Here is a 19,078-nt window from a genome sequence, read left to right as displayed (position 1 = left end):
GCAGCAACCATAGACCAAACCAACCAAACTTTCATGAAACCACAACCTACAGAATTTAAGTCTTCACTCCGGCTAATCGATGCGACCATGCTCGTTGCGGGCAGCATGATCGGATCAGGGATATTTATTGTCAGTGCAGACATTACCAGAAATGTGGGGAGCTCGAGTTGGTTGCTGGTGGTTTGGCTGATCACCGGATTTATGACCTTAACAGCGGCCTTAAGTTACGGAGAACTGAGTTCCATGTATCCGAAAGCAGGAGGACAGTATGTGTATTTAAAAGAGGCTTACAATCCTTTGGTCAGTTTCCTCTACGGCTGGAGTTTTTTTACGGTAATCCAAACGGCAACGATCGCCGCAGTGGGGGTTGCTTTTGCCAAATTTACGGCCTACCTGCTGCCTCAGTTTAGCGAAGATCAGGTCTTGTTTGATCTCGGCTTCCTCCAGATTTCTCCTGCACAACTGCTGGCCATTGTCATCATTGTGGTGTTAACTTATGTAAACAGCAGGGGGGTAAATGCAGGCAAATCGATCCAGACTTTCTTTACCATGGCTAAATTGCTCAGTCTTTTCGGCCTGATTGTATTCGGTTTATTCTTTATGAAAAAAGAAGTCTGGGAGCTCAACTGGAAAGATGCCTGGGAATTAAAACCACTTGCAGGATCAACAGGGATAGGTACTTATACAACATTGGCCGCCTTTGGTGCCATTGCAGCAGCAATGGTCGGTTCCATTTTCAGCAGCGACTCCTGGCACAATGTGACCTTCGTAGCCGGTGAGATTAAAAATCCAAAGAGAAACATCGGTCTGAGTCTGGCACTGGGGACGATCATGGTCACGGTCTTATACATTTTAACCAATATCATGTATACAGGAGTCCTTTGCCTTCATGATATCGGACATGCGGATAAGGATCGGGTAGCGGTTTCTGCTGCCCAGGTGATCTTCGGCTCATCCGGAACAGTGATCATCGCACTGATGATCATGGTCTCTACCTTCGGATGCAATAACGGATTGATCATGGCAGGGGCCAGGGTATATTACTCCATGGCTAAAGATGGCCTTTTCTTTAAAAAAGTGGGTACGCTGAACAGGAATTCGGTGCCGGCTTTTGGCCTTTGGATTCAGTGTTTGGTGGCCTGCCTCTGGTGCCTTAGTGGCAAATATGGAGATTTGCTGGACATGATCTCCTTTGTGGTGGTGATGTTTTACATGCTGACCATAGGAGGGATTTTTATCCTCCGGAAAAAGCGACCTGGTATAGAACGGCCATACAAGGCTTTCGGATATCCGGTTTTGCCATTGATCTATATCGTGATGGGACTTGCCTTTTGTATCCTGTTGATCATTTATAAACCCCGTTTTACCTGGCCAGGTTTAATCATCACATTGATCGGGATTCCGGTTTACTATGTGATTGCTAAACTTAAAACCAACAAAGAGCGCTAGTCCCTGCTATACATTTCATCATGATGTTCAAAAAAAATCTATTTCATAAGCTCAGCGTTTTCCTGATTATTCTGGGCATTAGCCAATCACTAAACGCACAGTAAACTACGGTAACCCTGCAAACAGATCAAGCCTCCGGACAAATGGGTTTTATGTAGGGGAGAATTCCAAAATCCCGAATACGGCAGGCGTAAGAAATGACATCATTGCCGCTTTAAAAAAACTGAGCATTCCCAACCTGAGGTGGCCTGGTGGATGTTTCGCAGACCGGTACCATTGGAAAGATGGAATCGGACCTAAAGACCAGCGCCCTTCAGTTGTAAACACCATGTGGGGTGGCATAACAGAAGACAATAGTTTTGGGACCCACGACTTTCTGAACATGTGTAAACTGCTGGGTACGGAACCTTACCTGGCCGGGAATACCGGAAGTGGTACCGTTCAGGAGCTGGCAGACTGGGTGCAATATGTCAATTTTGAGGGCCGGAGCCCGATGTCCGACCTGCGGGTTAAAAACGGACAGGAAAAACCATGGGAAGTAAAATTCTGGGGAGTAGGAAATGAAGCCTGGGGTTGCGGAGGAAATATGCCACCTTTATGGAAGGAAAAAAACAGCTATTACCACTGGACAGAGACTTTAATGAAATTACATCGCTGCTTTAACAATTTTACCCAGGCGTTTAAGATCAGCTTCCAGTTTTGTGTTCCATCCCAGGGCAAAATTTAGCCGCATACAATTGTTGTATTGGTTGTATTGACTGAACATCCGGCCGGGTGCATAACTGATATTTTGCTGGAGTGCGCGGTCATACAATTCGGCAGTATCAATTTTCTGGTCCAGTTCCAGCCATAACATAAAACCACCCTGAGGCTGGGAGATTTTGGTATTATGCGGAAAATAGGCCTCTATCGCTCCCTGGTATTTCAGGCAATTGGTATACAGCTTACTTCTGATGGTCCGCAAATGATGGTCGTATCTGCCATGTTCCAGAAAATCAGCAATCACTTCCTGATATAAGGTCGGGGTGGAAATCGTTTGTAACAACTTTTGCCTGATGATTTTCTCTTTATATTTTCCGGGAGCAACCCAGCCCACCCGATACCCTGGAGCCAGCGTTTTAGAAACTGATCCGCACCACATCACGATTCCGGCCTCGTCAAAGGCTTTACAGGGTTTAGGTCTTGTTGCGCCAAAGAAAAGGTTCCCATACAAATCGTCTTCAATCAAAGGGATATCGTATTCGGTCAGCATTCTGACGAGTTCTTTTTTGTGCTCCTCCGGCATCATGCAACCCAGTGGGTTGCTGAAATTGCTGATAAAGCAACAGGCATTTAACCGGGGCAGTACTTTTTTGATGGCCTCTAAATCTACCCCTGTGATGGGATGTGTCGGGATTTCGATTGCTTTTAATCCCAATGATTTTATGATTTGGACGATACCAAAGTAAACCGGGCTTTCTATAGCCACAGTATCGCCAGGCTTCGTCACCGCCATCAGACAGTTGAAAATAGCATTCATTGCACCGGATGTGGTAACAATATCGTCTTCAGTCAGTTTACCTTCCAGGACATAGGACCATTTGGCGATCGATCTTCTGAGGTTCAGGTTGCCCTGTACCGGTTCGTAAGTGGTCCCGCCATCAGCCAGACGCTGTACCACACTGATCACACCCTTGTTCAGTTTTGCGATGGGCAATAAACTTTTGTCCGGGACACCCAACGAAAATTGGGTAATCTGATCATTGGTCAGGGTATTGAAAACCTTACTGATCAAATCTTCAGGATCCTTTGTCTGCGCGGAGGTTTTTAAAGCGGTTACCGAGGGAAGCAGTGACTTTCTCATCGATGCTTTGCTCACAAAATATCCTGATTTGGCCCTGGGTTCAATCAACGATTTACTTTCCAGTTCCAGATAGGCCTGTTTAACGGTAGTCAGACTTACATTGTAGCGCTTTTGTACCGTCCGGATGGAGGGAAGCTTGTCTCCAAGTTTTAAAGTCTTGCTGGCAATCTGTTCCTCCATTACTTTCGCAATTTTAAGGTATAAGGATTCCTTTTTCATTCGAGCTATCATTCTGTATCCTGTAAAATTACGAAAAATGGATCTGTGTTTTATTGGCAGGTATTCAGCCAGTCAACTAGTTTATAGATGGAGTGCTTTAATTTGGTGTTGTTCTCCTGTAAGTCGCCAAACGTAGCATCAAGTGTTCTTTTTGCTTCTTCGATCAGTTCATCGCCGATAGATGAAGGGATATGTTGTTGCAGACCGCGGGAATTCAATACCACTTCATCCTGTTCATTGATGGTTGCAAAAGCGAAGCCGATGACCTCTTTATCATCGCTGACGATGCTTAAAGGGAGGCCAAAATCTGCGGTTAATTTTATGGTTTGATCTTGTGGTAATTGTTGGTTATTAACGGAGCGCTCAGTCGTTTTTTGATAGAGATTGATGACCGACCTCATGTCGGACAGGTACACTTTTCGAAATTCTAAATTTGTACTGTTGTGATTGTGTTCTTTCATAACCCTGGTATTTGATCACAAATCTAGTCAGGAATAAAATGTAGATACAGATACAGAAAACAGTTTATTTTAGGGTACAGATGTTATTTGGATAGCTTTATTCTGTCTATCTGGATGCTGTCGCAAAACCCCTTTAATTTGTCGCATTGTCCCCCTTTTAATTTCTATTTTAACCAGGATCTTTATTAAAAGCAAAGGTAGGACAGCTACCACAACCAAAAACTAAAAAACAAGCTTATGTCAGAGAATAAAGTTTCATTGCACAGAGTGATTAAGGCCAGTCCCGAAAAGGTGTATCGTGCCTTCACCGAAAGTTTAGCGATCGCTTCATGGTTACCTCCGTATGGTTTTCTTTGTACCGTACAGGAAATGAATGTTAAAGTAGGAGGGACTTTCAAAATGTCATTCCAGAATTTTACCACCGGTAACGGTCATTCATTTGGCGGGGAGTATCTAGAACTCAAACCGAATGAGTTGCTTAAATACACAGACGTCTTTGATGATCCGAATTTACCAGGTGTCATGACCACGACCATTTCCCTTCAAAAGACAATGGTAGGTACAGACCTGAAAGTATTACAGGAAGGAATTCCTGCGGTGATTCCGGCCGAAATGTGTTACCTGGGCTGGCAGGAATCCCTGGAAAAACTGATTAAACTGGTGGAACCTGAAATCCCGGATGCCGGATAAACGCCATGTTAAAGCTCCCTGGAAATGAAATTCAGGGAGCTTTTTTCTAAACTGTTTTATGATTCATCTCATCTATGCTCCATTTGTAACCCGGAACATAAGAAAGCAGCAAACTGGCAGCAGATGCGGTAAACACGCCATAATTTATAGGCTTTTGGATACCGACAGAAGTGGTCATAAACAAAATGAAGGTAAAGGTGAGCAGACAGCTTCCTATAGCGGCATATTTCGTTTTAAAACCAATGATCAGGCAGACCGCGATGGTCAACTCTGATGCGGTCGCTATTCCACCCATTACATTGGTCATGGACCGGTCTAAATAAGGCATCAGCGTAGTGGTATAGTTGATGAAATTTCCCCAGTTACCCCACTCGATACTTCCGGTACCCGCAGGGCCGAGAATACCTAGTCTGTCCAGAACAGGAATTAGAAATGTGATCCCCAATGCACATCTTAAAAGCAGCTGCGGGATTTTAAATGAGTCTTCCATAATTTAAATATTTAAGACAAAGCTATCTCCAATAAGCAGGGCTTTACCATACCAGATTCATCAAATCCTATAGCCCAGTAATTGAATAAATAGATCCGGAATCCTTATTTTTGAAAATGGAGTTAGCATTATATCAGATCGACAGTTTTACTGATGAACTTTTTTCAGGAAATCCAGCTTGCGTGGTAATTTTAGAGGAATGGTTGCCCGACGAAATCTTATTTAAGATTACTCAGGAAAATGCCGTTGCAGAGACCGCATTTTTTCTTCCACAGGGTGATGGGTTTCATTTGAGGTGGTTTACGCCTGAAACAGAAATGGACCTCTGCGGGCATGCGACCTTGGCTGCTGCATTTGTACTCAAAAGATGTCAGAATTATCCTGCTGATAAAATCATCTTTTATACCCAGAGCGATACTTTGGTGGTTACCGTAGAAGAGGACTTGTTCTGGCTGGATTTCCCTTCCAGACTTCCTGTGCCGTCATCACTGCCATGGCAAATAGCAGAAGCACTGAACATTAAACCAATCGAAGTGTTGAAATCCAGAGATTATGTGTTGGTCTATGAAAACGAAGAAACCATCAGAAATATCAGGGTAGACCGGCAGTTGTTTGACCGCTTAAACCTGGATCCGGGTGGGGTAATCGTCACAGCGAAAGGAGCGGAGCATGATTTCGTTTCCCGGTTCTTTACGCCACAGGCTTCCATCCTGGAAGATCCGGTTACCGGTTCCGCACATTGTTCCCTGATTCCGTATTGGGCCGGACAATTAAACACACAGGAAATGATTGCCCGGCAGTTGTCGGAGCGGACAGGTACATTGCTTTGTAAAAACTCAGCTGAACGTGTATTGATCGGCGGAAAGGCGCGGTTGTATTCCAAAGGCGTACTGGTGCTTCCCGGCTGAAACTGAAAAAATTTAGTTCAGTCATCTCCAAAAGTCCTCCATCAACAGGATAAATCTTAATTTTTCTGGTCAGGTGTAATTTGCAAATAGTCGGATTTGTATACAAATGAGTCAATTCCCTACAAAAGATAATATCGGGCATATGATAAATTTGTAACCAGGCTCACGCTACAACCTAACCAAATAATTAAAAAGATGAACAGAAGAAAGCTGCTTCAAAGCATGGCTATTGGTATCCCTGGTTTATTGCTATCTAAAAATTTTGCTGCACTGGCTCATGAATTTCCTGAAATTTCAGAAGAAGTCTCCTCAGGCCCCTTCAAGCCTACCTGGGAGTCATTGCAGTCGTACCAGACCCCCGAATGGTTCAGGGATGCCAAATTTGGCATCTGGGCACATTGGGGACCTCAGTGTCAACCTGAAGCCGGCGACTGGTATGCGAGGGAGATGTACATTGAGGGCAGTCATAAGTACAAATTTCATCTTGAAAAATATGGACATCCTTCCGAATTCGGATTTAAAGACGTAATTCACAGCTGGAAAGCCGAAAAATGGGATCCGGAAGCATTGGTTTCCTTATACAAAAATGCCGGCGCACGGTATTTTATGGCACTGGCGAACCATCATGACAATTTCGATCTTTATGATAGTAAATACCAGAAAAATTGGAATGCTTTAAAAATCGGACCTAAAAAAGACCTGATAGCCGGTTGGGCAGCAGCAGCAAAAAAGAACGGTCTCTTCTTCGGGGTCAGTGTGCATGCCGCCCATGCATGGAGCTGGTATGAAGCGGCCCAGCGTTCCGACAAAAGCGGGAAATATGCGGGGATAAGTTATGATGGCAAATTAACAAAGGCCGATGGCAGAGGTAAATGGTGGTCGGGTTTAGACCCACAGGAACTTTACGCCCAAAACCATCCCTTAAGCGAAAACAGCCTGGATAACGGAGCAATCAGCAGGCAATGGGATTGGGGAAATGGGGCGAACCGGCCAACCAAAGCCTACATCGAAAAATTCTACAACAGGACCATCAACCTGATCAACAAGTATCATCCGGATCTGGTCTATTTTGACGACTCCCAACTTCCGCTGTGGCCGGTTAGCGATGCCGGGCTCCGCATCGCTGCGCACCTTTACAACAAAAGCATAAAAGAAAAAGGGAAGCTGAATGCGGTCATCACCGGAAAAATCCTGGATGAAAATCAGCGTAAAGCAATGGTTTGGGATATTGAGAGAGGCCAGAGCAATGCTATCGAACCGCAGCCATGGCAAACCGATACCTGTATCGGAAACTGGCATTATGACCGAAGTGTTTACACCAGAAAAGGGTATAAAACAGCTAAAACCGTGATTCACACCTTAGTCGATGTGGTGAGCAAAAATGGCAACCTGATGTTAAACATTCCGGTGAGGGGAGATGGCACAATTGATGAACTTGAACGTCAGGTTGTAGAAGAGATCGGGGTATGGATGAAAGCAAACGGAGAAAGCATTTATGGTACCCGTCCCTGGAAAATATTTGGGGAGGGACCAGCGCAGCAGGGCGCTGCAAAGCTCAGCGAACAGGGTTTTAATGAAGGAAAAGGAAAACCTTTCACGGAAGCGGATATTCGTTTTGCGGTTAAAGGGGAACAGCTTTTTGCTACCGTGATGGGCTGGCCGGCCTCTGGTTCGGCATTGATCACCAGTCTTAAAGAAAACAGTAACTATTATCCCGGACAAATCAACAAGGTTGAACTGGTGTCAACCGGACAGCAGTTAAAGTTTGAAAGAAATGCAGCAGGGTTAAAGGTTTATTTTCCTGAACAGGCTCCCGAAGCTGCTTACGCAAATGCCTTAAGGCTAAGCTAAAAATCAAAAATGGCGAATATTAAAATCCCCGCTGTTGTATTTGGGACCAGCGGCTTGGGAAACCTCTACCATGCCCCGGATGACGGACAGAAAAAGGCAATCGTCAATGCATGCCTGACTTCCTCAGCTGGCCTTACTTTTTTTGATACCGCTGGTAAATACGGTGCAGGACTGGCCCTTGAAGTGCTGGGATCTTGCCTCAAAGATTTGAGAATTGATCCCTCAAAGGTGCTGATCAGCAATAAACTGGGATGGTACCAGACGGAGCTTAAGGGGCCTGACCCTACATTTGAACCCGGTGTATGGAAAAATCTGAAAAATGATGCGTTACAGCGCATCAGCTATCAGGGGATCCTGGATTGCTTTGAACAGGGAAACCAGCTGCTTGGAGATTATCCTGCAAGCTTCGTTTCTGTTCATGATCCCGACGAATACCTGAGGTCTGCAAAGAATGAAAGGCAAAGCCGGCAGCGATATGCGGACATCATCGGTGCCTATCAGGCATTACATGAACTGAAATCGGCCGGAAGAGTGGCTGCGGTTGGTATTGGTGCCAAAGACTGGAAGGTCATCAGGAAAATCGAACAGGATGTCCATCTGGATTGGGTGATGATCGCAAATAGCCTGACCGTTAAATCTCATCCGAAAGAACTCATTCAGTTTATTGAGGCGCTGGATCAGAAAAATATCCCGGTCATCAATTCTGCCATTTTTAATGGTGGCTTTTTAACCGGAAGCGAGTTTTACAATTACCGCCAGATCGATGACGACAATGCGGATGACCAGGCACTGCTGACCTGGCGTAATGAATTTTTTGACATTTGCAGTCAGTATGGACTTTTACCAGCCGAAGCCTGCTTTAATTTTTGCTCGCATTTCTCCGGCATAAAAAGCATTGCGATGAGTACGACAAAAGCTGAAAAAGTAGCGCAGAACCTGGCCATGACCTCCAAGCAGGTGCCTCCCGAATTCTGGACAACAATGTATCAACAAGGATTAATTGAAACACCCATCATATCATGATCACACTATCTTGCGAAACGCCCGGTAAATTTGAATTTAAAGAAATGATCCTTCCAGGACCAAAGAAAGGATTTGCGCTCCTGAAAATCAGGAGAATAGGCATTTGCGGAACTGACTATCACGCTTTCGAAGGCACACAGCCCTTTTTTAACTATCCCCGGGTCCTCGGTCATGAAATTGCTGCAGAAATCGCCCATCTTGAAAATGAACAGGAATTCCATATCGGAGAAAAGGTCACCATTAACCCTTATTTCTCCTGTGGTCAATGTATTGCCTGCAGAAATGCCAAGCCCAATTGCTGTGAAAACATCAGCGTATTTGGTGTACACGAAGATGGCGGCATGCAGGAGTATATTTCAGTACCGGAATCATCGCTCATTCATGGGCAGGGCCTGAGTTTTGATGAGCTGGCATTGGTAGAGCCTTTAGCCATAGGCGCCCATGGGGTTAAACTTGCTGAGCTCAAAGCAGGTGAATTTGTTTTGATCTTAGGTGCCGGTCCGATAGGACTCGGAACTGCCAGCTTAGCACAAATAGCCGGCGGGGAAGTGATTGTTGCAGACTACAACACCAACCGGCTGGATTTTTGCCGCAGTAAACTCGATATCGCCCATACAATTAACCTTTCAGAAACCGACATGCATACCCGCCTGAAAGAAATTACCGGTGCTGATATGCCCACAGTGATCATCGACTGTACAGGAAATCAGGAGGCCATAAACGGAGCCCTGAAATTTCTCGCTCATGGCGGAAAACTAATCCTGATCGGATTGCAGAAAAAAGAGATCATCATCAGCCATCCGGAGTTTCATAAACGTGAAGCGACATTGAAAAGCAGCAGGAATGCCTTATCTGATGATTTTTCCCATGTGATTAACTGTATCAGGAAAGGCTGGATTCGCCCGCTGGATTTTATAAGCCACCGCGTCGCTTTTGAGCGCTTACCGGAGAATTTCGAAAAACTATTGAACTCACAGCAATCGGTCATTAAGGCATTGGTGGAATTTGGATAATTGTTTTTATTTTTAACTGCAATTCGCCATGGCCAGAAAACTCATCAAAAATTATTTTCATCTGTTAAATACAGACTATGTTAAACTGGGGGCCAAATGGAACTTCAACAATGTGATGAGTCCATACTACAGGATATATTATATTGATGAGGGAGAAGGAGTGATTTCCAGCTTAGCAGGAAATGTGATTTTAACACCCGGAAACCTATACCTTATTCCGAGCTTCACCCTTTGTGACCTTTCCTGCAGCCACTTTTTAAGTCAGTATTTTGTGCAGTTTTTTGAGGAGTCACCTGATGGGTTATCGCTGTTCGCAAATTGCAGAAAAATCATGCAGCTGGAGGCAACACCAATTGACATTGCAAATATCAACAGGATCCTGGCCATAAACCCGGGAAGGGGCATCAACCGGTCTGATGATCCTAAAGTTTATGAAAAGGACATTTACTATAAAGAATATACGGAGCTCAATAATTTACAAAGCGTATCTGCTCAATATGAAACGCAGGGCATTATCTTACAGTTAATCTCCAGATTCCTAAAACCCGAGCTATTCAGGCATGATAAACTCGCTGTAATCCCATCGGTAATTCTTGAAACGATAAGTTACATACAGATCAACATCAGTTCGGTATTAAAGGTGAGCCACCTGGCAGACCGCGCAAATCTGAACACCGATTACTTTTCCAGAATATTCCACCGTTATACCGGAAAAAGCCCCGTTAGCTATATCCTGGAAAAAAGAATAGAGCGTGCACAATACCTGATCATCACTACAAATCATCAATACGGCGACATTGCCCAGTTAACGGGCTTTGAAAATTCCCAGTATTTTTCCAGAATTTTCAAACGCCTTACCGGTCTCACACCAGGAGCATACAGGGCACAGAACAAAACAATGAACCTGATCAGTTAAAAAGCCCTCTAAGTTATTTAGAGGGCTTTTGTTTGCATCAGCTTAATGGTCTTTTAGTCCTTTCATCCAGTCTTTAAATTTGTTGACTTGCTCCATGATAAAAGACTCATGCTCTTCTTCTCCATCCGGGCCTGCCGGTAAGATGTGTTCAAAATAAGTTCCTTTCAATACGCTCCGTAAGATTCCTTCACCCAAAAATGGCTTATTGTCATTGAGTGTTTTTGCGGCTTTGAGCAAATGGCGGATATCGTATTGTAAAGGATTGATATCAGGTACCTGTTTATTCAGGTTTAACAGTTGATAGACGGCAATTCTGGCTGTTCTTACCGAGCTTTCCATGGTAAATACCACATCATTATTGGTCTCCACAAACTGTCCGATCAGTCCCAGATTGCTGCAGCCTTCCGGAACCACCTTCGGGCGGTCACCTTTTGCCCTGGGCATAAACATCGAAGTGATATAGGGCATAAAAGCCGTACGGACGATGGTATGCTTTACTACATCATCCAACTGATCAACGATGCCCATATGGTAACACAATTCGGCGAGGATCTCATCTCCTGTACATTCAGGCATTACTTTTTTGATGTGATTTCCTTCCTTATCCATGAACAGGGCGTAGACCCAAAGGACTAAAATATCGTCCGGTTGTTCCGGGAAATGGGGTTGCCTGTTACAGGTAAAACTCATTAACCAGTTTGAATCTGTAATCGTCACGATTCCACCTGTGGCTGTTTTTCCGGAATAGGGGTCATTCACACAATATTGCTTTAGTTTTTCAACCAGGGCAGAAGGCCTGCAGGTTAAAGTCACGGATTCCCAGGCCGACTTTTCGATATTGCTGCAGAATTTCTCCGGTTTACCAAAGACCGCAGATTTGGCAGCAAGGTTTTTCCAGAGCTTCCACCCGCCGCTCTTTCCGCTCGTACTGTTGTCGACAATGATGACAGGTGCTTTTTTGTTATCGCCATAGAAAGTATCTTCGGTCATCGAACCTGTGGTGACAATCACATAGTCGTCTTTTCCAACAGGTATTTTAACCTCTTTTCCATTTTGTTCTGTGATGATTCCTTCCACTACTTTTCCTTCGGTATTGATGTGAATATCCAGGTCATTGATCAGGGTATTAAACTGGATGTTTACGCCCTTGTCTTTCAGAAAATTACGTAAAGGCGTTACAAAAGTGTCGTATTGGTTGTATTTAGGGAATACCAACGACGAAAAGTCATGCAATCCATCTATCGCATGAAGGAAGCGGTGCATGTAAAGTTTTAATTCCAGGAGGCTATGCCAGTTTTCAAAGGCAAACATCGTACGCCAATAGGTCCAGAAATCACTGCTCAGAAAGCTTTCACTAAAATAATCTTCAATGGTCAGATCGTCCAGTTCTTCTTTTTTCTTCAGCAGCAGCTTAATGATAGCCATCTGGTCTTTTTTGTTCAGACCGAATTTGCTGAAATCCTTTATTTCGCCCTGTTGATGGATCAGGCGGGCTTTGGAGTAATTGGAGTCGTTGTCATTGACCAGACGGTATTCGTCTAACACGGTATAAGGAGCCGGCATTTCAAGCGCCGGTATGTCCTGAAAGATGTCCCAGAGGTTTTCGTAGGTCATGTCCATTTCCCGGCCACCCCGGATGATATAACCTTCCTTCGCATTTCCTGCACCATCCAATGAGCCTCCGTCGATGTGCAATTGTTCTAAAAATGTGATGTTTTTAGCCGGTACCTGTCCGTCGCGAATGAAATAATAAGCGGTAGCCATGCCGGCAATACCACTGCCTATGATATAAATCTTACTGTCTTTATAGGATTGACGGGGGATTCCCCTGTTGCGTTGATAATTTCCAATCTGATCCGAAAAGGGCATGGATTTTTGTGGGGTATTGCGCTGTTGCTCTTTGCTGGAATCTGGTTCATGATTCACCCTCCCATTGTCAGGGGAAGTGTTTAAAATGTTGCTGAATTTAGAGGTGATTGCTTTCATCTTTTATGATTTTAATGATAACAGAAAAAAGAAAATATAGTTCTCTGTTCAAAGCAAAAGTAGCGGTGAAGGCAGGTGCTTTAAATGCACAGCATCATATAATTTGGTGATGCATATCATTGAAGTTATTTATAATTTAACAAAGCCTTTTCTGATCGCTTCTAATGCCATTCCGACACGACTTTGCACATTTAATTTTTGAAACAGGCTTTCTCTGTAGCCGTCAATTGTCCTTTCACTAAGAAACATTAACGCGGCAATCTGCTTATAGGTCAGGTCGCTACAGGCAAGTTGCAAAAATGTCTTTTCCTTTTCATTGAGTTTAATCAGGTCTTGTTCATAATTCAGCAAACGTCTGAAATTAATATTACTGACATCTGCATTGTAGTATCCTTTCAGCTGGATTTCATTAAGGGCTTTTTCTAAATCATTGGGATGTGTATCCTTTAAAAGATAAGCGCAACACCCTGCTTTAATCATTTCTATAATGGTCTTATCCGTATCATTCATCGAAAGGGCAACCAGTTTCATTGCCGGATAATGCTGATTAAGCCATGAAGCAGTTGCTACACCATCCATCACCGGCATATTTACGTCAATTAACATGATTTCCGGAATGCTCGTGTCTGCTTTCATTTTGTTTTGCAGATCCTGGCCATTTGTAGCCTGTACCACAACCTCATACTTCTTAAAAGTGTGCAGCATCAATACCAATGATTTCAAAAATAACTGGTGATCATCTATAATTCCTATGCTAATTTTCATGGTCATTATCTTTAACTGGTAATTGTATATTCACTCTGGAACCAGTTGCAGATACATTCCAGCTGATGGTTCCTCCCAATAAAGCAGTACGGTGTTTCATGTTGTTTATTCCAAGGCCGGTATTGGCCGATTGCATTTCAAAACCCTTTCCGTCATCATAAATTTTTAAATTGATCACATTTGACACCATGGTAATGTTGATCTCAATGCTTGCTGCATCAGCATGTTTTATTGCGTTCTGCAGCGCCTCCTGTATGATGCGGAAAAGAATAATTTGTTTCTGAGTATCTATAGGGAGTTTGCCACAATGGGCAAAACTTATGCGGGTTGTCTTTGCGACATTTATACGGTTTATTTCTGCCTGAAGATTGGTGATGAGGTCAAATCGTTCCAGCCACTCTTTATCCAGGGATTTCGTCAGGGCCCGGAGTTCATGAATGGCTTTACCAAGCGTTTCTTCCGCCAGGTTTAAAGTCTCCGGGATTTCATCAAGACTTCTCTGAGTTACCCCCAGCAGCATCTTTGTGCTGCTCAATAGTTGCCCTACATTGTCATGAAGTTCCTTACCCAATTCTGCAAACGTGATTTCCTGGACTTCAATCTGTGACTTCATCAATTGGTTTTCAAAATCTTCCTGCATGGTTTTCTTTTCCTCCAGGTATACCCGCTGCTTTACTTTATAATTTACAATGGCAAATACAATCCCTATACATAGAATGAGAAGGATGATTGAGATGATAATTATTGTGGCGTAGATTTCTTCCATCTGTAAAGTGAAAAACCAATTAAAAGAAATATATATAATAAATAATTACTCACCGAATTTATGAGTGAAAAAAGGGCCTTTGTTTTATTATAGTGTGCTTTAACGGTAATCAGGTAATTAAATATACCATTAAAAGGTAAGGTGCAGATAAAATAGATAAAAAAGGCCATGATAAACCAAAAGCTGGGTTGCCGGAAAATAGACCTGTCATCATTTGGTTCAATACACCACAAAGCAATGATGCACCAGGTGATGATCAGTAACCCTTCAATGCTATTGCTGATGCTGGGCATCTGTTCCCAGCCCTGTACGGTTAAACCGATGAACAATGCAGCGCTAATAAATACCGGAATAGAGTATAACATTAGCCTTTTAACGGGCTTTAGATTAATACCTTCGATAAATGATAAGGTAATCAGGCTGTATTCAAGGATGTTAAAGATGTGGTAAAATTTATAATAATTTAGTCCTTTACTCATGTACACCTCAACAATGGCTTCGGTAATGATGGATATCAGTAATAGCAAAGCCAGTATTTTTATTCTTTTAATGTTCAGATAAAATAAGCTGTTTATAAAACACGCAACCATTAATAAGTAATAAAAATACTGGAGCTTTATCATGATTAAAATTTTTCTTCTGCGTGTTTATAAAAAGCGGTTAAAAATTCTACGAAGGTTCCCTGGCTCAGCTCCTCACTTTTTTTATCAAAAAAATCTCTCATCGACTTCACGTTCGTGGTCTCCAAAAAACCTTTGCCTCCATTTCCCTTTTCTTCTTTCGGTGGTAATTCATTGTTGAACTCCTTATATACACTGTCTTCATTAAATGGCTCTTGGCTCTGTGAAACTATGTGTGATTCCATTTTACCGGCAATTTCCAGTAAAGCTTTTTCCCCAATGACCTCTTTTGATGCATTAATACATTCCAGGCTCAGACTTGCATCTTTACCATCTACTTCAGGTATGGCCAGATAGAATCTTATATACTCACAGTTTTCGTACGACAACATTCTGAAAATAGAAGCTTTACTGAATTCTACCCAGTATACATTCGCAAAGAGGTCATGGGGATTCTGCTCCATCTGCTCCTTAAATCTTCGGATCATTTCTAAAGCCGCGCATGGCGTGATTGGCATTCCATAATGCTTGTCATCGGTGTTGGAAAAGGGTTGTTCCAGGGTAAGGTCTCGCTTACGGCCCTGAAGGTCAAAGCCTTTCATAGTCATGAGTTCGTTTGGTCTGTTCATCGTTTTTTTGATTTACGTTAATGGATAGTCCAAGTTGGCGATATTAATTTACATCTGCAATGGAGAGAAAAGCCCCTTTTCATACGGGAAATTTCCCCTGTTGGTATGCAGGAAAGAGCGATGAAAAGATGGAGATAATCCACATGGTTCCCGAATCCTGATTTATAGAAATTTGGGTAGTTCTAATCAATTAACCAAAATCTCAAAATCATGAAAAAGATAATGTTTTTTCTCGCGGTACTAATAAGTATCAGCCAGTTTTCCTATGCCCAGATTTCCGGGGCATCTGCCTTGATGGTATTAGATGAAATCGATAGCAAGGTTTCTACTCAAATGCAATCTATCGACAACCTGGTCACCAACGGAATTGGCAATGGCGGCAACATGCTGCTGTCTATAACTAACCGGTTAAGAAAAGATATCAATGAAACCATTGGTAATACAGATAAAGTGTTGAGGGAGAATCAACTGCTGGTTTTTAATCAGGTCAGGAATCTGGCTGAAGAATTCAATACGGCAATAGCTGAACATATAGAAAGTGTAGACCTGATCTCTGTAAGGATTTCTCAAACTGCCCAGGACCTGATATTCAGAAAGGCGGAGCCAAATGTTTTTCAGTTTATCACGGGAAAATTTATCAGAGACTATTCAAAAGATTATACCTTAAAAATAAAAGGCAACAATTTTAGCAGGTCGGATAAAGTCTACATCTCCATAAATAACAAAAAAATTGAACCGGTAGAACGGAATTTTCAGGAGATGATCTTCAAAATCGATTCTGCGGACATCAAAGATTCCGGTGAAAATAATTTCTACGCCCGTGCCAGTATTCTCTTTGAATGGAGAAAGGGGCTTTTTAATAAAAGGATGACTACGGAGGAACCTTTTATCATCTCAATTACTCCTCTGAATATCGGAGTTGCCACCTTCTTTTACGAGCAGGAATTTCCGGAAAAACAATATCAAAACCCCATCGAGTATACGTGTGAGTCACATGTAGGTGGAAGTGGAATAGGAGGAGGAGTGAGAAGAAACAGTACTGTGTTTAATCTTTTGCCAACAAATGGCAGGTTTATAGATCCTGCAAGTGTAAATGTATTGGCATTCTTTCGGAGATACGGAGGAGGCCATGTATTTAATACAATTACTGAGCAGCAAATAGCCGGAAGGCTTACTTCTGAATCACAAAACAGGAGGTTTGGCGGTGGTGGATCAGCCACACTGAAGTTTTCTTACCGGGAGTTTGAAATCGTATATAAAGCTAAAAAATCTGTTTCCGAAAAAAATCAAATTACTTCCGTCAACCCTTTCGTGTTGATAATGCCGGATCCGGTGGATAACAGAAGGCCAAATTTAAACTACGTATCCATATTGACTTTTGACAATAAGGAATTAAAAATCGTTCCAAGCCAAAGCAATAAATACTTCTCGTTAAGTATAAATCCAAGTACTGATGATGTGGTATTGAGCTGGAAAAGAGGTGGTTAATCTAGATAGAAAGGAGTTTTTATGACACTCAGAGAACAACAGCGACTTTACAAGCGGGCACAGAAGCTGGCAATGCCTTTCCGGGACCAACCTGGTTTAATTGATATCGATTTTGGAGTGAAAAGGGTCGCTGACCGCTCTACCGGCGAACTTTCTATCCGCTTTAAGCTAAGAGAGAAAATCCAAATGAATTTGCTGGAATCCCATCGCATGTTGCCAAAAAAGATTGGAGAATTTAGTACTGATGTGCTGCAAATTGATCCCCAGCCGGAAAGTCCATGGGTCGATCCAACCAATGCAGTGAGGCCATTGAGAGGTGGTTTACAGATTTTTGCAGAAAGGTATTTGGGAAGCGACCATTATGGCACTTTGGGCTGTATTTTCAATGTGAATGGGCATTTTCTTGCCCTTACCAATTATCATGTCCTTTATGGTAGCCTGAGCGAGGAAACCGTAATGAGGGATCTGGTAGGTAGAGAACGCGTATTTCAAAACAATGGTAATCCGGCGAGCAAATCCATTGGCCTCTGTTTTCAGGCCTTTGACATGTTGACCGATTATGCAACCGTCGAGATTGATCCCCGTGTAGACCGGATTCCAGAGATCAATGGGTTTAGAGGACATACCGATCCGATACTCATCGCTCCGGTCTCCAGGTTGAAAATAGGGGTGACTAAGGTGAAAAAGAGTGGTGTGACGACTGGAATAACCTTTGGCCTTGTTGATGGCCGGTCTCTGCTTTATCCAGGGAAATTTACCATCATTCCGGATCCTAAGGCACCTGAAGGACCGATCTCAAATCCGGGAGATTCGGGTTCGGCCTGGATCATTAACGAGGTGACTGAGCAGGCCCGTCTGGCCGTTCTTCACTCGGGGAGAGAATCTCCGGGAACAGCTTATGGTCATGCATTTCAAGTTATTTTAAATCACATAGAATCACATTCATTATGAAAACAATTTACATTATGGCACTCGCAACCCTCTTTTGCTTAGAGAGTAGTGCACAGATTAAAAATTATGACAACTCCGGATCCATTAAGATTGTCGGAGAAAAAACAATCCTTCGACTGACGGAAAAAGAGATTTACCTGGAAAAGGGACAGCAAGCAGCGGGACTGCTGACTGCGGTAGGTACCATTGCCCCGGCTCTGATTGGTTTGGGAGTTAAGACCGTACAGGAAAAATTAAAAAATGAAGCACTCAAATATACCGGAACCTATAAAGCAGCTAATTCTGCACAAGGATTCTATTCCAGTTCCGGATACGTTAAACCTCCAATTATCGAGGTTGAAAGAAAGGTATTTATTGCTGGCGGCCAACCGGTCACTGCTGCGAAGATTACCTTCATTCCCGAGCTGTCGAAAGATCAGACTGCCTTTAGGTATAAGTTAGATACAGGTGCTTTCCTATGCCGTTATTCCATCGCCAAAATCAGGTCTGGATATAATCTTCTGGACCTCACTGTGGAAATCAAGGTGAAAAACCTGAGTGTTGCAGCTGGGGAATATAAGTTGAACGAGCTGAGATCGGTCTTGGTGACGATTCCTATGGTGCGTGTTAATGCGACCACTAAATTCGGAGAGGACATCTACTCTGGCTGGATTCCTTTTCCCCCAAGGTCCACTGTTGATTCAGTTGTTACCAAGGTGGATAAGGTATCTCAGCTTGTCAAATCAGAAAACTTGCTAACAAATAAGCTCTCTACGCATGCTATGGAGAGCAAAGCGAGCTCAACTTACGGGGTAAAGGTACTACGTCCGAAAAAGGAGAGCTCCGAATTGTACGAGGTTGAAGTTATCGTAACAGAAACCAATCCTTTTAAGATCAGAGCTGAGCAACGTAAAGCATTTGTCGATTCAACCGCTGAGTCTGGCACCGCGTTATTAAAGGCAATAGTAGAGGCCGCCGTGCCAAAACCAAAGGAATAAATCATTTTAATTGAAACTTCTCAGTCAGGGCCT

General features: G+C 43.1%; 19 protein-coding genes. 11 read left to right on the top strand and 8 right to left on the bottom strand.

Annotated elements, in window-relative coordinates; genetic code table 11:
- The first annotated feature begins 33 nt into the window (after nt 1–33).
- Both DBR43_RS30935 and DBR43_RS33385 read left to right on the top strand, forming a co-directional pair.
- A complete protein-coding gene (locus DBR43_RS30935; protein WP_124587219.1) occupies nt 34–1,449 on the top strand; it encodes an APC family permease in 1,416 nt (471 codons plus the stop codon).
- Between the two features lie 328 nt (nt 1,450–1,777).
- Complete coding sequence (locus tag DBR43_RS33385; protein ID WP_233603290.1) at nt 1,778–2,176, top strand: hypothetical protein; 399 nt, start codon at nt 1,778–1,780, stop codon at nt 2,174–2,176.
- Here DBR43_RS33385 and DBR43_RS30925 read toward each other — a convergent pair.
- Together DBR43_RS30925 and DBR43_RS30920 are read right to left on the bottom strand one after the other, a co-directional pair.
- Entirely contained in the window at nt 2,096–3,511 is a 1,416-nt protein-coding gene (locus DBR43_RS30925) for a PLP-dependent aminotransferase family protein (protein ID WP_124587218.1), read from the bottom strand. The two genes, DBR43_RS33385 and DBR43_RS30925, sit on opposite strands and share 81 nt — an antisense overlap.
- Nucleotides 3,512–3,561: 50 nt before the next feature.
- Nucleotides 3,562–3,972 carry a hypothetical protein gene (locus tag DBR43_RS30920; protein WP_124587217.1) on the bottom strand — a complete coding sequence of 137 codons (411 nt, stop codon included), beginning with the start codon at nt 3,970–3,972 and terminating at the stop codon, nt 3,562–3,564.
- Between the two features lie 237 nt (nt 3,973–4,209).
- Between DBR43_RS30920 and DBR43_RS30915 the strand changes: the two genes are divergently transcribed.
- Entirely contained in the window at nt 4,210–4,662 is a 453-nt protein-coding gene (locus DBR43_RS30915; RefSeq protein WP_124587216.1) for an SRPBCC family protein, read from the top strand.
- A 46-nt stretch (nt 4,663–4,708) separates the two neighbouring features.
- Here DBR43_RS30915 and DBR43_RS30910 read toward each other — a convergent pair whose 3' ends face one another.
- Complete coding sequence (locus tag DBR43_RS30910) at nt 4,709–5,152, bottom strand: DoxX family membrane protein (RefSeq protein WP_124587215.1); 444 nt, start codon at nt 5,150–5,152, stop codon at nt 4,709–4,711.
- Between the two features lie 116 nt (nt 5,153–5,268).
- Here DBR43_RS30910 and DBR43_RS30905 point away from each other — a divergent pair, with 116 nt between their 5' ends.
- The 5 genes from DBR43_RS30905 to DBR43_RS30885 all read left to right on the top strand — a co-directional run bounded on the left by DBR43_RS30905 (nt 5,269) and on the right by DBR43_RS30885 (nt 10,863).
- The gene (locus tag DBR43_RS30905; protein WP_124587214.1) at nt 5,269–6,060 is read left to right on the top strand and encodes a PhzF family phenazine biosynthesis protein; all 792 of its coding nucleotides are present in this window, start codon (nt 5,269–5,271) and stop codon (nt 6,058–6,060) included.
- A 195-nt stretch (nt 6,061–6,255) separates the two neighbouring features.
- Complete coding sequence (locus DBR43_RS30900) at nt 6,256–7,911, top strand: alpha-L-fucosidase (protein WP_124587213.1); 1,656 nt, start codon at nt 6,256–6,258, stop codon at nt 7,909–7,911.
- A 9-nt stretch (nt 7,912–7,920) separates the two neighbouring features.
- Nucleotides 7,921–8,934, top strand: coding sequence for an aldo/keto reductase (locus DBR43_RS30895; protein ID WP_124587212.1), 1,014 nt, complete (start codon nt 7,921–7,923; stop codon nt 8,932–8,934).
- Nucleotides 8,931–9,947 carry a zinc-binding alcohol dehydrogenase family protein gene (locus DBR43_RS30890; protein ID WP_124587211.1) on the top strand — a complete coding sequence of 339 codons (1,017 nt, stop codon included), beginning with the start codon at nt 8,931–8,933 and terminating at the stop codon, nt 9,945–9,947. Before DBR43_RS30895 ends, DBR43_RS30890 begins: the two co-directional genes overlap by 4 nt.
- Before the next feature lie 28 nt (nt 9,948–9,975).
- On the top strand, nt 9,976–10,863 hold the full coding sequence (locus DBR43_RS30885) for a helix-turn-helix domain-containing protein (protein ID WP_124587210.1): 888 nt from the start codon (nt 9,976–9,978) through the stop codon (nt 10,861–10,863).
- A gap of 42 nt (nt 10,864–10,905) precedes the next feature.
- On the opposite strand, the gene DBR43_RS30880 is transcribed toward DBR43_RS30885, so the two are convergent.
- The 5 genes from DBR43_RS30880 to DBR43_RS30860 all read right to left on the bottom strand — a co-directional run bounded on the left by DBR43_RS30880 (nt 10,906) and on the right by DBR43_RS30860 (nt 15,629).
- Nucleotides 10,906–12,849 carry an oleate hydratase gene (locus DBR43_RS30880; RefSeq protein ID WP_124587209.1) on the bottom strand — a complete coding sequence of 648 codons (1,944 nt, stop codon included), beginning with the start codon at nt 12,847–12,849 and terminating at the stop codon, nt 10,906–10,908.
- Nucleotides 12,850–12,978: 129 nt separating this feature from the next.
- On the bottom strand, nt 12,979–13,614 hold the full coding sequence (locus DBR43_RS30875) for a response regulator transcription factor (RefSeq protein ID WP_124587208.1): 636 nt from the start codon (nt 13,612–13,614) through the stop codon (nt 12,979–12,981).
- Entirely contained in the window at nt 13,604–14,380 is a 777-nt protein-coding gene (locus DBR43_RS30870) for a sensor histidine kinase (protein WP_124587207.1), read from the bottom strand. The genes DBR43_RS30875 and DBR43_RS30870 overlap by 11 nt, the downstream gene beginning before the upstream one ends.
- Entirely contained in the window at nt 14,356–14,907 is a 552-nt protein-coding gene (locus DBR43_RS30865) for a hypothetical protein (protein ID WP_124587206.1), read from the bottom strand. The genes DBR43_RS30870 and DBR43_RS30865 overlap by 25 nt, the downstream gene beginning before the upstream one ends.
- Before the next feature lie 98 nt (nt 14,908–15,005).
- Nucleotides 15,006–15,629, bottom strand: coding sequence for a hypothetical protein (locus tag DBR43_RS30860; RefSeq protein ID WP_124587205.1), 624 nt, complete (start codon nt 15,627–15,629; stop codon nt 15,006–15,008).
- Nucleotides 15,630–15,839: 210 nt separating this feature from the next.
- Between DBR43_RS30860 and DBR43_RS30855 the strand changes: the two genes are divergently transcribed.
- The 3 genes from DBR43_RS30855 to DBR43_RS30845 are packed head-to-tail and all read left to right on the top strand — an operon-like array spanning nt 15,840 to nt 19,045.
- Nucleotides 15,840–17,117, top strand: coding sequence for a hypothetical protein (locus DBR43_RS30855; RefSeq protein WP_124587204.1), 1,278 nt, complete (start codon nt 15,840–15,842; stop codon nt 17,115–17,117).
- Between the two features lie 21 nt (nt 17,118–17,138).
- Nucleotides 17,139–18,068 carry a hypothetical protein gene (locus DBR43_RS30850; protein ID WP_124587203.1) on the top strand — a complete coding sequence of 310 codons (930 nt, stop codon included), beginning with the start codon at nt 17,139–17,141 and terminating at the stop codon, nt 18,066–18,068.
- Entirely contained in the window at nt 18,065–19,045 is a 981-nt protein-coding gene (locus tag DBR43_RS30845; RefSeq protein WP_124587202.1) for a hypothetical protein, read from the top strand. The genes DBR43_RS30850 and DBR43_RS30845 overlap by 4 nt, the downstream gene beginning before the upstream one ends.
- Nucleotides 19,046–19,078 lie beyond the last annotated feature (33 nt).

It is taken from the genome of Pedobacter sp. KBW06, from assembly GCF_003852525.1.
GTDB lineage: Bacteria > Bacteroidota > Bacteroidia > Sphingobacteriales > Sphingobacteriaceae > Pedobacter.
The sequence above is the reverse complement of the archived record's forward strand: the minus strand, read 5'-3'. Positions and strand labels throughout refer to the sequence as shown.

Excerpts from the sequence above, each read along its gene's own strand:
- DBR43_RS30935 (WP_124587219.1), top strand. The coding sequence starts at position 34 with ATGAAACCACAACCTACAGAATTTAAGTCTTCACTCCGGCTAATCGAT.
- DBR43_RS33385 (WP_233603290.1), top strand. The coding sequence starts at position 1,778 with ATGTGGGGTGGCATAACAGAAGACAATAGTTTTGGGACCCACGACTTT.
- DBR43_RS30925 (WP_124587218.1), bottom strand. The coding sequence starts at position 3,511 with ATGAAAAAGGAATCCTTATACCTTAAAATTGCGAAAGTAATGGAGGAA.
- DBR43_RS30920 (WP_124587217.1), bottom strand. The coding sequence starts at position 3,972 with ATGAAAGAACACAATCACAACAGTACAAATTTAGAATTTCGAAAAGTG.
- DBR43_RS30915 (WP_124587216.1), top strand. The coding sequence starts at position 4,210 with ATGTCAGAGAATAAAGTTTCATTGCACAGAGTGATTAAGGCCAGTCCC.
- DBR43_RS30910 (WP_124587215.1), bottom strand. The coding sequence starts at position 5,152 with ATGGAAGACTCATTTAAAATCCCGCAGCTGCTTTTAAGATGTGCATTG.
- DBR43_RS30905 (WP_124587214.1), top strand. The coding sequence starts at position 5,269 with ATGGAGTTAGCATTATATCAGATCGACAGTTTTACTGATGAACTTTTT.
- DBR43_RS30900 (WP_124587213.1), top strand. The coding sequence starts at position 6,256 with ATGAACAGAAGAAAGCTGCTTCAAAGCATGGCTATTGGTATCCCTGGT.
- DBR43_RS30895 (WP_124587212.1), top strand. The coding sequence starts at position 7,921 with ATGGCGAATATTAAAATCCCCGCTGTTGTATTTGGGACCAGCGGCTTG.
- DBR43_RS30890 (WP_124587211.1), top strand. The coding sequence starts at position 8,931 with ATGATCACACTATCTTGCGAAACGCCCGGTAAATTTGAATTTAAAGAA.
- DBR43_RS30885 (WP_124587210.1), top strand. The coding sequence starts at position 9,976 with ATGGCCAGAAAACTCATCAAAAATTATTTTCATCTGTTAAATACAGAC.
- DBR43_RS30880 (WP_124587209.1), bottom strand. The coding sequence starts at position 12,849 with ATGAAAGCAATCACCTCTAAATTCAGCAACATTTTAAACACTTCCCCT.
- DBR43_RS30875 (WP_124587208.1), bottom strand. The coding sequence starts at position 13,614 with ATGAAAATTAGCATAGGAATTATAGATGATCACCAGTTATTTTTGAAA.
- DBR43_RS30870 (WP_124587207.1), bottom strand. The coding sequence starts at position 14,380 with ATGGAAGAAATCTACGCCACAATAATTATCATCTCAATCATCCTTCTC.
- DBR43_RS30860 (WP_124587205.1), bottom strand. The coding sequence starts at position 15,629 with ATGAACAGACCAAACGAACTCATGACTATGAAAGGCTTTGACCTTCAG.
- DBR43_RS30855 (WP_124587204.1), top strand. The coding sequence starts at position 15,840 with ATGAAAAAGATAATGTTTTTTCTCGCGGTACTAATAAGTATCAGCCAG.
- DBR43_RS30850 (WP_124587203.1), top strand. The coding sequence starts at position 17,139 with ATGACACTCAGAGAACAACAGCGACTTTACAAGCGGGCACAGAAGCTG.
- DBR43_RS30845 (WP_124587202.1), top strand. The coding sequence starts at position 18,065 with ATGAAAACAATTTACATTATGGCACTCGCAACCCTCTTTTGCTTAGAG.